This window comes from Providencia lanzhouensis, assembly GCF_050469745.1.
GTDB classification, from domain to species: Bacteria; Pseudomonadota; Gammaproteobacteria; order Enterobacterales; family Enterobacteriaceae; genus Providencia; species Providencia lanzhouensis.
The window spans coordinates 1,280,204-1,292,807 of the sequence record NZ_CP174123.1 but is presented as its reverse complement, the minus strand read 5'-3'; the positions used below and the strand labels follow the sequence as shown (position 1 = coordinate 1,292,807).

11 protein-coding genes are annotated in these 12,604 nt (G+C 39.8%); 5 read left to right on the top strand and 6 right to left on the bottom strand.

Annotated elements, in window-relative coordinates:
* Positions 1–24: 24 nt before the first annotated feature.
* The 3 genes from rlmC to ACIH2S_RS05910 form a co-directional block, all read right to left on the bottom strand.
* On the bottom strand, positions 25–1,152 hold the full coding sequence (gene rlmC, locus ACIH2S_RS05920) for a 23S rRNA (uracil(747)-C(5))-methyltransferase RlmC (protein WP_196712269.1): 1,128 nt from the start codon (positions 1,150–1,152) through the stop codon (positions 25–27).
* A 7-nt stretch (positions 1,153–1,159) separates the two neighbouring features.
* Complete coding sequence (locus ACIH2S_RS05915; protein ID WP_036951887.1) at positions 1,160–1,678, bottom strand: YbjN domain-containing protein; 519 nt, start codon at positions 1,676–1,678, stop codon at positions 1,160–1,162.
* Positions 1,679–1,837: 159 nt separating this feature from the next.
* Positions 1,838–2,194 carry a YbjC family protein gene (locus ACIH2S_RS05910; RefSeq protein ID WP_036951889.1) on the bottom strand — a complete coding sequence of 119 codons (357 nt, stop codon included), beginning with the start codon at positions 2,192–2,194 and terminating at the stop codon, positions 1,838–1,840.
* Between the two features lie 192 nt (positions 2,195–2,386).
* Between ACIH2S_RS05910 and ACIH2S_RS05905 the strand changes: the two genes are divergently transcribed.
* The 4 genes from ACIH2S_RS05905 (at position 2,387) to ACIH2S_RS05890 (ending at position 7,422) form a co-directional block, all read left to right on the top strand.
* A complete protein-coding gene (locus ACIH2S_RS05905; RefSeq protein ID WP_006657693.1) occupies positions 2,387–2,650 on the top strand; it encodes a GrxA family glutaredoxin in 264 nt (87 codons plus the stop codon).
* Positions 2,651–3,069: 419 nt separating this feature from the next.
* Positions 3,070–3,678, top strand: coding sequence for an undecaprenyl-diphosphate phosphatase (ybjG, locus tag ACIH2S_RS05900; RefSeq protein WP_108478970.1), 609 nt, complete (start codon positions 3,070–3,072; stop codon positions 3,676–3,678).
* A gap of 905 nt (positions 3,679–4,583) precedes the next feature.
* Positions 4,584–5,900, top strand: coding sequence for a serine/threonine transporter (locus ACIH2S_RS05895; protein WP_108478971.1), 1,317 nt, complete (start codon positions 4,584–4,586; stop codon positions 5,898–5,900).
* 154 nt (positions 5,901–6,054) lie between these two features.
* Positions 6,055–7,422 carry an L-serine ammonia-lyase gene (locus ACIH2S_RS05890; protein ID WP_036951897.1) on the top strand — a complete coding sequence of 456 codons (1,368 nt, stop codon included), beginning with the start codon at positions 6,055–6,057 and terminating at the stop codon, positions 7,420–7,422.
* Positions 7,423–7,522: 100 nt separating this feature from the next.
* Here the strand turns inward: ACIH2S_RS05890 and ACIH2S_RS05885 are convergent, their stop codons facing one another.
* Together ACIH2S_RS05885 and ACIH2S_RS05880 are read right to left on the bottom strand one after the other, a co-directional pair.
* The gene (locus ACIH2S_RS05885; RefSeq protein WP_234413559.1) at positions 7,523–9,112 is read right to left on the bottom strand and encodes a hypothetical protein; all 1,590 of its coding nucleotides are present in this window, start codon (positions 9,110–9,112) and stop codon (positions 7,523–7,525) included.
* A 269-nt stretch (positions 9,113–9,381) separates the two neighbouring features.
* Positions 9,382–10,587, bottom strand: coding sequence for a serine hydrolase (locus tag ACIH2S_RS05880; RefSeq protein ID WP_108478973.1), 1,206 nt, complete (start codon positions 10,585–10,587; stop codon positions 9,382–9,384).
* A gap of 283 nt (positions 10,588–10,870) precedes the next feature.
* On the opposite strand from ACIH2S_RS05880, the gene ACIH2S_RS05875 reads away from it, so the two are divergent.
* Entirely contained in the window at positions 10,871–11,494 is a 624-nt protein-coding gene (locus tag ACIH2S_RS05875) for a glutathione S-transferase family protein (RefSeq protein ID WP_430248239.1), read from the top strand.
* 41 nt (positions 11,495–11,535) lie between these two features.
* Here the strand turns inward: ACIH2S_RS05875 and ACIH2S_RS05870 are convergent, their stop codons facing one another.
* Positions 11,536–12,360, bottom strand: coding sequence for an SDR family oxidoreductase (locus ACIH2S_RS05870; protein WP_108478974.1), 825 nt, complete (start codon positions 12,358–12,360; stop codon positions 11,536–11,538).
* Positions 12,361–12,604: the final 244 nt, after the last annotated feature.

Below are 12,604 nucleotides of genomic sequence, written 5' to 3'. Positions count from 1 at the left end.
GCGCAAACCTATCTATTTTAATCACTATTTTCGCTTCAATAAACTCAATACTTCATAGTGTGCAGTATGCGGAAACATATCAAACAGTTGAATTTTGCAAACTTCGTATCCTGATAATAATTTAAAGTCTTGCGCCATAGTTTGGGCATTACAGCTAGAATAGAGAATATACTCAGGATGCATATCAGATAAATAATTGCATAAATTCTTACCGATACCACGGCGAGGTGGATTCACCAGCACTAAATCGGGAATATCTTGGCGGCTGGTGGCAAAATTTGTTGAATCTAACGCTTGGAACTCAACGTGCTGCAAACCTAGCTCTTGGGCAGACTGACGAGCACACTCAATAGCTGGCGCACTAATCTCAATCCCCGTTAGTTTGATCGTCTTATCCGCGCAATGCAAACCAAAGCCACCCACGCCACAAAATAGATCCCATAAACTAGTGATATTCAATTCTTTTACCCACTCTCGTGCAGTTTGATATAACTGAGATGCCACGATAGGATTAGTTTGGAAAAAACTTTGCGGACGAATAAACAGAGGAACTTGGTTAAATTCATCCCGCAACACATGTTGCTCAGTGAACATAACTTCTTGTTCACCTTCTAAAATAGCCATATGTACGGGCTGAATATTGGCGGTGATCACGGCTAATTGCGGCAATTTTTCTTGTAACCAAGGTAATGCTTTCTGTAATTGCTCGATTTTTTTATCGGAACGCAAGACAAAGCGCAACATAAATTGTTTGGTATGCCAGCTTTGTGTCAGCAAAATATATTTTAGCTCTCCACGCTTACGCTCAATGTTATAGGGGGTTAACCCAGCTCTAGCGATAAAGGGAATAAGCTGCGCGAAGATTTGCGAAAATTCAGAGGGATATAACGGGCACTCCGTTAAACTGACGGCGTCACCTTCACGGTTAACAATACCCAAAATTGGCTTTTCTACGCTACCACTGACAACCATTTTGGCTTTATTTCGAAATCCTTCAAATGGTCCTATCACGGGTGCCAAAAATATAGATGATGCCAAAGAAGGCAATAACGATTGCAGATTATCTTGTTTACGGGCAATTTGCTGTTCTGGCGATAATTCTAGCCACTGACAGGAGCGACATTCTCCTGCCAAATATTTTTCACAATGCATAGGGTATTTAGTGAATAATTACAGAAGGTTTATCATCAAGGTCGGATTCAGTGTCGTCATCATTATCATCCGACTCTAACTCTTCATACTCATCTTGGTTTGCATACAGTAGATTATTACTGAAAATTTCAAACACAATACCAGAAATTTGCTCTTCGGCCTGCTGTAAGAAATGGCTAAATTGGCGATAAGTAATTCCGGCTTCTAACGAAAATGATTGGCTAACCACCAACTTAGGTAGATTTTCATTATTAATTTCGAGAAAAACTTTTGCCGTTAATGAACTGGCGTTAATTTGGCTAATATTTGCCACCAGCGTAATAATCGCGGTAGGTTTAAGTTCTGCCAATGCTGAGAGTACTAACACATTATTAATAATGTCTAATTTAGCATCAAAGATCCCATCAATATTTTGCATATGAGGGAGATGCAAAGCAGCACAAGAATCACACTCGAAATAAGACGTTTTGAGTTGGTCTAGCCACTCTCGCAGCTGTGAGATATCTGGGTAACAAATAGAATCCATGAGCAATAACCTTCTTCAACTCAAAATAGCGATATACCAAAAATAACCATATTCATGCCAACCAAGCACTCATACTAACAAATCATTCAGTCTAACAAATAGAAAGCGGACAATTTTCACACATAGCCAATCTAAACACCAGTAAAACCATGCCCTGCTCTACTTTTCGTCTGGTTTATCATCATCTCGCGTCGTCTCTTTTGGTTGATTACGACGGTCACGACTCGCGCCACCCGATTTATTATCAATTCCCAAAAAAGTAAGACCATGCACGGCTCGCCAAATAATATTAATCATCGCCGGAATTAAGCAGCCCATCCCGACCAGCACCATAGAAACAATCGCGCCAGAGCTGGCTAGCCATTCCGGCAGCGTAATATAGTCATTAGTAGCAAGTAATACGGTGATTAGTAATAATATTCCGATACCCTCAAGAAAAAGAACGGGTTTTGGCATATCCGCTAATGAGCGCATCGTCCCTTTAGTCTCTTTTGTGGGTTTTTGCTGTTGTTCCATGATGTTTTCCTTCGTTTTATTGCCTTATACTGACAGTATCGTCACCACCTCTAGCAAATTATATATACTGCCTATAGCTATGAAAGGAAAATTCAACTTTTATTTAGAAGCTGATGTTGGCATAGTATTGGGCATTATTATTTCGTATCTGAATAGTCATTAAAATCTGAGTTCTAAATTTAAGGAGATATTATGTACACTGTTATTTTTGGTCGCCCTGGTTGCCCATACTGTGTTCGTGCTAAAGAACTTGCAGAAAAACTGAAAAATGAACGTGACGACTTCGATTATCGCTATGTTGATATCCAAGCGGAAGGTATCTCTAAAGAAGACTTATCTAAAACCGTTGGTAAAACTGTAGAAACCGTTCCTCAAATCTTTATCGATGAGAAACACATCGGTGGTTGCACTGATTTTGAAGCATACGCTAAAGAAAATCTGAGCCTGTATAAGTAATCAATCTTACAAGACATTTTCTTTTATAAAGCCCCAGATGAGCCTATCATTTGGGGCTTTATTTTTTCTTTTTGTGCTATGCAAAAATATTTTCATCAAAAATTGCACTTTTTCTGATCACCGAGAGAACTTTCCTCCTTTGCCGTAGTCTTAATTAGTGCCACTGCTTTTCTTTGATGTCCCCATATTGAGGAGCCCGATAGCCATTTGATTCTTTCATGCTATCGGGTTTTTTGTGCCTAGAACTTTTGCATTGCCCTGATAAATCACTGTTATTGAGCAAATATTGATTGAGTTAATGTTTAACAAAAAGTAAATTTGTCAGCTTGAGTAGCAAGGTCTAGAGCGTGTCTTGATTCACCCCCTTCCCATTGCTATGTCCCGTCTTCTTGAGAACTAATGTCCGAGGTACTCCGATCGTGCTGGAACAACTAAATCTGGATCTTTTTAATCTGATCAACGCAACGCCTGAGTCCGCAAGTGGTACTATTGCGTTAGCCACGGTGATCGCCAAACGCTTGATCCTTATTTTTCCGCTATTTACTGTTGCATGCTGGTTTTGGGGTGCACAGCCAAATATGACTCGCCAACGTGCCTTTGCCTGTAAAACGGCTTACGCCATTGTTATTGGTTTAGTGATTTCTTGGTTGATTGGTTCTTTTGCGCCACATGAACGCCCTTTTGTGATGGGAATTGGTTCTAATTTCTTAGATCACGACGCAACACCTTCTTTTCCGAGTAACCATGGAACTATCGTCTTTACCTTTGTTTTTGCTTTCTTATTCTGGCTAAGAACGTGGGTTGGCTTCGTGTTTATGGTTCCTGCCATCGTTATTGCATGGTCTCGTATTTATCTTGGCGTTCACTGGCCGTTAGACATGATTGGTGCATTTATCTTAGGTGCTATTTCTTGCGGTTTATCTCAGCTGATTTGGGCTGTGGGCGGCAGTGTTATTCAGCAGCCAATCACTCGTCTTTACCACCTCGTATTTGGTTCTCTCATTCGCAAAGGATGGATGCAACCTTAATTGGTGATTTAAAGTACTGACCTATTATTAGTGTCAGTACTTTCCCCTTCATTTTTCCCGTCATTAAATATTGAGCTAAATCAAAGTTTGTTTTCATTTATTTTTAGCATCAATAACTTTATTTGAATTTATCAAATAAATATTAAAACAATTAATTAACAAATATTTTGTAACGTTTTCTTATTATTTTTTGTGACGAAAAATAAGTATTCTATTTCTAATCTTAAATCCCCTAAAACAATTAACATATTCCTCAAGAACATTAATTAACCAAAAAAATTAATCACGTTATTAATTAATTAATGCAATCACAAAAATACAATAAATATCATTATGTTACGTTAATTATGAAGTTGAAACTCATCCAAGAAATAGCGTGGTTTTTCCATCTTTATTTTCAAGTCATTGATCATTTTATTGACGTTAAATTTTTTATTAACATGATAACGGTTTTAATGTTTTGTATTTTTATATAAATAAATTTGTCGAATAATCATTTTATGAATATGGTTGAAAACCAGTAATAGCTAGCACTAAGTTAAATTTCATTAACAATTTTACAAAATTCACTGTGAGCTGATAAACATGGGGGATATTTCTCTTTTGAGATAATGATCACGGCATTTTGTTCTGCTAAAATGTAGATTCTCACACTCAAAATCCACTTTTAAAAATTACTTATAAAATTGCAAAACTGATTGAAAATGAATTTCATATTCATCTTAGTTTTATTTCCAATCAGATTGTTACGTATAAAACCATTATTAATGGCTAGACAGTGTATTAACCGATTGTTTATTTACTAACCATTAATTAAACCGTCGATTAATCGTACAAAAAGATTAAGAGCCTAGTGAAATAGGCACCCAATTTTTATTTTTTGACTTTTATTTTTGGAGACTATTATGGATACAACAAAAGTTGGTTCCATCAACAAAACAGCCTCGCAAACAGGGAATGCTACCGCTTGGCGTAAAACAGACACCGTGTGGATGCTCGGTCTTTATGGTACCGCCATCGGCGCTGGTGTTTTATTCTTGCCTATCAATGCGGGTATGAGTGGATTACTGCCAGTATTACTGATGTTAGTACTTGCTTTCCCAATGACATTTTTTGCTCACCGTGGTTTAACACGCTTTGTCCTTTCCGGTTCAAAGAAAGACGGTGACATTACCGAAGTGGTAGAAGAGCACTTTGGTCGTACAGCAGGTAACTGGATCACCCTGCTCTATTTCTTTGCAATTTATCCTATTTTGTTAGTTTATGGCGTTTCCATCACTAACAACGTTAACAAATTCCTGACTGAACTATTAGGCGTTGGTGCACCACCACGTTGGTTGCTGGCACTGATTTTAGTCGGTGGCGTCATGGCAATCGTGGCATTCGGTGAAAAATACATTGTTAAAGTCATGAGTATGCTGGTGTTCCCATTCATCGCCGTACTGGTCGCTTTCTCTCTGTATATGGTTCCACATTGGAGCACCGATGCTCTGAGCACATTATCTTTAGATAACGTGACTGAAGCGGCTAAAGCATCAGGTGGACAAAGCATTTGGATCACTATCTGGTTAACAATCCCAGTTATGGTTTTCGCGTTTAACCATTCACCAATCATCTCTGCTTTCTCTGTTGCAAAACGTGAAGAGTATGATGAAGCGGCTGAGAAAAAATGCTCACGCATTCTAGCTTCTGCACACATCCTGATGGTTCTGACTGTAATGTTCTTCGTCATCAGCTGTGTATTCACACTGTCTTCAGCTGACCTTGCTGCAGCTAAAGCGCAAAATATCAGTATCCTTGACTACCTGTCTGGCTATTTTGATCAGCCGTTCATCAAGTATGCCGCAGCTATCATCGCCTTTATCGCTATCATCAAATCATTCTTAGGCCACTACTTAGGTGCTCGTGAAGGTTTCAATGGTTTAGTTGAGCGTGCATATCGCGCAAAAGGCAAAACAGTTGATGTTAAAAAATTAAATCGTGGTACTGCACTGTTCATGTTAGTAACAACTTGGATTGTTGCAACATTGAACCCTGGTGTACTGGATATCATTGAAAGTCTGGGTGGCCCAGTTATCGCAATCCTGCTGTTCTTAATGCCAATGTATGCAATCAGCAAAGTTCCTGCGATGCGTAAATACTCCGGTAAACTCAGCAATATCTTCGTTGTCATCATGGGTCTGGTCGCTATCTCCGCTGCAACTTACAAGTTATTCTTCTAATTAAAAAAATTAGCAAATAATTAAGTAAATCTAAGCCCTCAATTAACCTATATCAATCTGGTTAATTGAGGGATCTTCTATAATCATCTTACTGACAACAAATACCCTGTAATTGCCAGTTTGATGGGGATCCTTCAATATAGGAAGACAGAATATGATTAGCGTATTCGACATTTTTAAAATCGGTATCGGACCATCCAGCTCACACACTGTCGGCCCTATGAAAGCCGGTAAGCAGTTTGTCGATGACCTCATCCAGCAAAATCTTCTCACTAAAACCACACGTATTTCCGTCGATGTTTATGGTTCTTTATCCCTAACAGGTAAAGGGCACGCCACCGATATGGCGATTATTATGGGTTTGGCGGGTAATCTGCCTGATACGATTGATATTGATGCTATCCCAGCATTTATGCGCAATGTTGAGCAAACTGGCAAACTGTTGCTGGCAAATGGTCAACATGAAGTCGATTTCCCAACGGAAGGTGGGATGAATTTCCATTCAACCAACCTACCATTACACGAAAACGGAATGACAATTACCGCATTTGATGACGATAACGTTCTGTATACCAAGAATTATTATTCTATTGGCGGTGGTTTTATCGTCGATGAAGAACATTTCGGTCAAGAAACTAAAAATGCGGTTCAAGTCCCTTACCCATACAAGTATGCAGCTGATTTACAAAAACACTGTAAAGAAACGGGATTATCTTTATCTGCATTAGTAATGCAAAACGAATTAGCCTTGCACAGCAAAGAAGAGATTTCTGACTATCTGGCTGCGGTGTGGGATGTCATGAAAGCCGGTATTGAACGTGGGGTGAGCACCGAAGGTTTATTACCTGGTCCACTGCGCGTTCCTCGCCGTGCGGCGGCATTACGCCGTCAATTAGTGACCTCTGACAATAACAATATTGACCCAATGGCAGTGATTGACTGGATCAACATGTACGCCCTTGCTGTCAATGAAGAGAACGCCGCCGGTGGCCGTGTTGTGACTGCCCCAACGAATGGTGCGTGCGGAATTATTCCTGCGGTATTGGCTTACTACGATAAGTTTATTCGCCCAGTCAACGAAAACTCTTATACCCGCTATTTCTTAGTTTCAGGCGTGATTGGTACGCTGTACAAAATGAATGCGTCCATCTCGGGTGCAGAAGTCGGTTGCCAAGGTGAAGTCGGTGTAGCCTGCTCTATGGCTGCTGCTGGTTTGGCAGAACTCATGGGTGGTAGCCCAGAGCAAGTGTGTGTTGCGGCGGAAATCGCCATGGAGCATAACCTAGGATTAACCTGTGATCCTGTTGGTGGGCAAGTCCAAGTACCTTGCATCGAACGTAACGCAATTGCATCTGTTAAGGCTGTAAATGCTGCTCGTATGGCATTACGCCGTGTGAGCGCGCCAAGCGTGTGTCTCGATAAAGTCATCGAAACCATGTATGAAACAGGTAAAGATATCAACGCAAAATACCGCGAAACTTCCCAAGGCGGTTTGGCGATTAAATTGGGTCATTGCGAATAATTTATCGCTTGCATTGAAATGTTGATGAGTGCTATCAAGAAGGCCTGCATATTATGCAGGCCTTTTATTATGTTCCAAAATACAGGATCAATACAAAATGTTAAAAGCCAATGCTGTTAATGTGTTGAGTCGTTTGAGTCTGAACAAACACCCCTGCCGTTCTAACCATTCCGTTTACTGACTCTCCCGCATCTTTAATCACGGTTTCGGTGGTTTCCACCAAACTACTCATATTTTCAATTAATTTATCCGCAGCAACTTCAACCGCACTATCGTCAACAACCACGCCATTGTACTGAGTGTTATGGTTCTGAGTGTTACTTGTACTATTTCCACCATGAATTGTACCTAAATTAGTCCCTGTATTTTGTGCAGAACCGCCTAATGTGCTTCCTGCCGAGCGTTCAGTTTTACGCGAGCTTACGGTTGCTTCTAATGTCACTGTCGACGCTTTAGATGGGTCATTTAAGATATCTTCACCTTGGTTTGCTAAATCACCAATTTGAGAAAGCATTGGTTTGAGCTGTTTAAATGTTTCCATGTCTGTTTTAACGGATAGCTTATAGAGACGATATTCTTCAGCCAGTTTAGTGTAAGAGCGAAGTTCGTTTTGCAGCAAGGAGTCTAACTCTTTTTTCTCTGCTTCTAAGACGCTAATTCTTTCTTGTAGTTGAGAAACTTTAGAGCTGCACTCAGACTCTTTTTCAACTTTCTTATCTAAAATGCTCTTTAAGTTGTCAATATCATTTTCTAAACGCTGGATTTTAGCATTTAAACCTGCTTGATTTTTTCCTTCATCTGCAAACTTGTCATTCAAAGCGGCAATTTCTTTTTGTTTGTCATCAATCTTACCTTGAATTTCAGCAATTTTTTCTTCTTGTTTTTTATTACGTTCTTGCTGGACTTTTAAGCGCTCTTCGAGTTTCTCTTTATCACCACTCGTCTTATCTAATTTAACTTCCAGCTCGTTGATCTCTTGCTTGCCCGCATCAACCTGAGCTTTGAGTTTGTCTATTTCACCACGTTGAGCTTTCATATCAGAGCGAAGTTGATTCATATCCCCTTTTGCCTTCATCAGTTCATTATTTAATGACTGTTTTTCTTCTTCACTTTGAGCAAGAAGCTGTTGCGCCGCATTCAGCTTATCTTGCATATCTTTCGATTGAAAAGCTTGATCTGCTAATGCTTGCTGCTGTTTTTGCAATTCTACTTTTTGTGATGCAATTTCTTTTTTCAGTGCTGACAACTCATTAGTTTTGCGAGTGATTTCTTTATTTGCCTCCGCCAATTGCTTTTGCATTCCTTGGTATTTTTCAATACCGCCTTGCAATTCACGAATAGCATTACCGCCTTTAATATGTGAATTTTCATGGTTAACAGAACCAAATTCATTCGTTGCGGAACCACCATTAAGTTCATTATTATTTAAACCAAAGTTGGTGCTATGTCCCCCCTCAACGTCCCCATTGTTAACGCCATTATTACGCGCAAGCCCACCTTGCATTATATGATTGTTAGTATGCAGGTTTAATGTATTACCGCCATCTACAGAACCGCCCCCGTTGCCAGAATCAATGGCATCACCGGATTTCATAACGCCACTATTTTCACCGCGATTATCCGCACGACCACCATTAACACTGTTTTCCCCAATCCCTTTGGTATTTTTTTGTAAGGACAGCTGATGCATTCTTTCTTCCATGGAAATGCCCATTGATAATTCTCCATTTCAATTAATTAAATTAATAAATATATTATGAAATTGTATGAGATAATTTCAGCTATTGATATTTAAATAACAGTAAAATAGTTAGCTCTCAAACAATTAAAATGATTATTAAATTGAATTAAAAATATTTCAATTGAAGTTTATCTGTAAATTTATTTAATGTTATTCATTACAAAAAAAGAGACCTCATAAAGAGGTCTCCATATATTAATTTTATAATTAGGTTTTAATCATCCAAAAATGGCATTCCACCAGCCAGTAATGGTTTTCATGATGTAATCCCAAATACGACCTACAAACCCCGCTTCCTCTACAGCTTGTTTTGCAACCAATGGGTGCTGTTCAATCACTTCACCATTGAGAATAAAGTTAATCGTACCCACTTTTTGATTCAATGCTAAAGGAGCTTCAAGGGAGTCATTATCCAGTTTGATATCCACTTTTAGGTTTTGTAACTGACCTTTTGGAATAGTCACTGCCACATCTTTTTCGACCCCTAAAGGCACTTCTGAAATGTCACCAAACCAAACACGTTGTGTCTGTAAAACAGCATCCCCTTTAATCGGTGTCACTGTTTCGAAGAAACGGAAGCCCCAAGTGAGTAACTTTTCGCTTTCAGAAAAACGAACGCGGTCACTCGGAGCACCTAAAACAACTGAAATCAGACGCATAGGACCATCGGTTGCTGATGCGACTAGGTTATGACCCGCCCCGCTGGTATGTCCTGTTTTCACGCCATCAACATGGAGATTTTGGCTCCACAATAAACGGTTACGGTTAGGTTGACGGATATTATTGAACGTAAACTCTTTCTCTTTATGCAATACATACTCATCAGGTACATCGCGGATCAGCGCTTGCGCTAACACAGCCATATCCCGAGCGGTACTGTATTGCCCTTCAGAATCTAAACCATGTACGGTTTTAAAATGGGTATTGGTTAAGCCAATTTTTTGGACGTAGCCATTCATCAGGTCAACAAAAGATTCTTGGCTCCCCGCAACGTGCTCAGCCAAGGCAATACTGGCATCATTCCCAGATTGAATTACCACGCCTTTATTTAAATCCAATACCGAAACACGGTCTTTCGGTTTCAAAAACATCAAGGAAGAACCTTTTAAAATAGGGTTTCCTGTCGCCCATGCGGCTTCACTCACTGTCACCATATCTTGCGGTGTAATTTTCCCTGCTTTGACCGCTTGCCCGACCACATAGCTAGTCATGATCTTGGTTAGACTTGCAGGATCCAAACGCTCATCAGGGTTACCCGATGCCAAAATTTTACCGCTGTTATAATCCATTAATACAAACGCTTTTGCGTCAACCTGTGGAGCAACTGGTGTCTGAGCTGCATAACTACTTGTGCTCATCACAACGAATAGACTGAACCCGATACCTGTTCCTCTAATTGCTGAGGACAATGTTGTTTTATTCATTGGTTACTCCTTTACTATTAGTGTTGCTATTACCATTCAAAGCGTTCATCACAATCAAACCATGTTTAATAAAATATTCACTAGAAACCAAAAATGCAGTCAAATTCATCGAGATACTGCAAAATATTACGCTAATTAAAGTCCCCCTATACCCTAAACAAAATAAGTGATGATGACCACCGCAATTAATAAATAATAAAGTTTCTCAATTCATTAATTTCATCTATCTTGTTTAGGTCAAAAATACCGTCTTTAAGTTAAAACATAGTCATGGGAGATTCCAATGTTAACTGTCTGGGGACGTACTAACTCTTCAAACGTGAAAAAAGTACTGTGGTGCTTGAAAGAGCTGAATATTCCTTATAATCAAAAAGATGTTGGTGGCCCATTCGGTGGTGTTGATACACCTGAATATAAGAAAATGAATCCAAACAGCACAATTCCAACTTTACAGGATGAAGGCTTTACCCTGTGGGAATCCAATGCAATTTTACGTTACCTTACGGAAAAGTATGATCACTCTCACCTATTGTTAGCCCGTGATCTGCAAGAAAAAGCGGCTGCTGATAAATGGATGGATTGGAGCAGCGCTAATTTGTTTGACCATATCAAGCAGATGATGAACAAAATCGTTCGCGTTCCTGAAGCCGATAGAGACCCGGCTCAAGCCAAAGTCATTTATCAAAATATCGAAAAGCTGCTGAAAATTGCGGATGATGCTCTGGCGACTCAAGCCTATTTTAGCGGAGATAAATTTGGTATTGCAGATATTGCCATAGCGCCACTGTTCTACCCATGGCATGAAATTGTGACAGAACGCCCTGAATTTCCTCATTTAGAGCGCTGGTATCAAACACTGACCAAGCGTCCTGAGTTCCAAGAAATTGTGATGTTACCTATCAAATAAGCATTTAGCGTGGCGTTCGTATTGAGCGCCACGGATTTTATTTAACTCATCGGCATATAAAGTGGGTGAGTAAACTCATACTCAAACCCCATTTCTTGGCAAATTCGATTTCCATCGATTGTTTTCCCTGTCGCTTCATGCTCTTCAAGCGCAAATTCTGGCGGTGTTAAGCCTAATGACTTTGCTGCTTCAGTGTAAAACTCCCGACGCGTCGGGTGCTCAGGCGCACATAAATTATAGGTATGTCCACCATTGGATTGCTGGATCAACAACAAAATTGCGGCGATCACATCATCTTGATGCACCATATTTACAGGCTGATTAGCCCCTTTGACTTGTTGTTTCCCTGCTAAGAAGCGACCTGCATGGCGCTTTTCACCCACAAGACCAGCTAATCGTAGTACGTCCACCTGAATATTGGGTAAATCATGCAGCCATTGCTCAACCGCAATTAACGCTTGTGCTGAGGCGGTTTCACCAAGTAACGGCGCATCTTCATTAATGACGCCATCCACATCACCATAGACAGAAGTCGATGATGTAAAGATAACCCGAGGAATTTGATAGCTAATAGCGCTATCAACTAATTGCTCAATCGCCACAATATACTCAGAAAGGCTGACTTTTGATGGCGGTAATAAAATTACCATCACCCCCGCCTCCTCCATTAATTCACATAAATCTTCGGTATCGCATTGTAATTCTGGCGTCAATTGCAGTTGATAACAGTCAATACCAACCCTTTTGGCAGCTTCAACACCATCCAAACTCGTTTTCGTTCCTGCGACCGTCATTCCCTGTGCCATCAAGCGACTCGCTAAAGGAACCCCTAACCAACCTAAACCAATAATGGTGATTTTTTTCATAAGACTGTCCCGCATCCTGAGAAAGTGATTGCATCAATGCCTCATAGATTAGCTGAAAATCATTCAACTTCCGAAGCTATTTTCCAAGGGATTAATCACTATAAAAAACCGGGAACTAATTATTATGAGTTATTTTGAAAAAAAGGGTTGCATTCATAGTGTGAAATCGGATAGCTTGATTAGTATTGAATGTTTAAGCAATTATCCAAATAACTAAACGGAAGCTATTATGACTCGTATTTCA

What these genes read in the sequence shown, in the direction of transcription:
- rlmC (WP_196712269.1), bottom strand. Translation starts at nt 1,152, where the DNA reads ATGCATTGTGAAAAATATTTGGCAGGAGAATGTCGCTCCTGTCAGTGG.
- ACIH2S_RS05915 (WP_036951887.1), bottom strand. Translation starts at nt 1,678, where the DNA reads ATGGATTCTATTTGTTACCCAGATATCTCACAGCTGCGAGAGTGGCTA.
- ACIH2S_RS05910 (WP_036951889.1), bottom strand. Translation starts at nt 2,194, where the DNA reads ATGGAACAACAGCAAAAACCCACAAAAGAGACTAAAGGGACGATGCGC.
- ACIH2S_RS05905 (WP_006657693.1), top strand. Translation starts at nt 2,387, where the DNA reads ATGTACACTGTTATTTTTGGTCGCCCTGGTTGCCCATACTGTGTTCGT.
- ACIH2S_RS05895 (WP_108478971.1), top strand. Translation starts at nt 4,584, where the DNA reads ATGGATACAACAAAAGTTGGTTCCATCAACAAAACAGCCTCGCAAACA.
- ACIH2S_RS05890 (WP_036951897.1), top strand. Translation starts at nt 6,055, where the DNA reads ATGATTAGCGTATTCGACATTTTTAAAATCGGTATCGGACCATCCAGC.
- ACIH2S_RS05885 (WP_234413559.1), bottom strand. Translation starts at nt 9,112, where the DNA reads ATGCATCAGCTGTCCTTACAAAAAAATACCAAAGGGATTGGGGAAAAC.
- ACIH2S_RS05880 (WP_108478973.1), bottom strand. Translation starts at nt 10,587, where the DNA reads ATGAATAAAACAACATTGTCCTCAGCAATTAGAGGAACAGGTATCGGG.
- ACIH2S_RS05875 (WP_430248239.1), top strand. Translation starts at nt 10,871, where the DNA reads ATGTTAACTGTCTGGGGACGTACTAACTCTTCAAACGTGAAAAAAGTA.
- ACIH2S_RS05870 (WP_108478974.1), bottom strand. Translation starts at nt 12,360, where the DNA reads ATGAAAAAAATCACCATTATTGGTTTAGGTTGGTTAGGGGTTCCTTTA.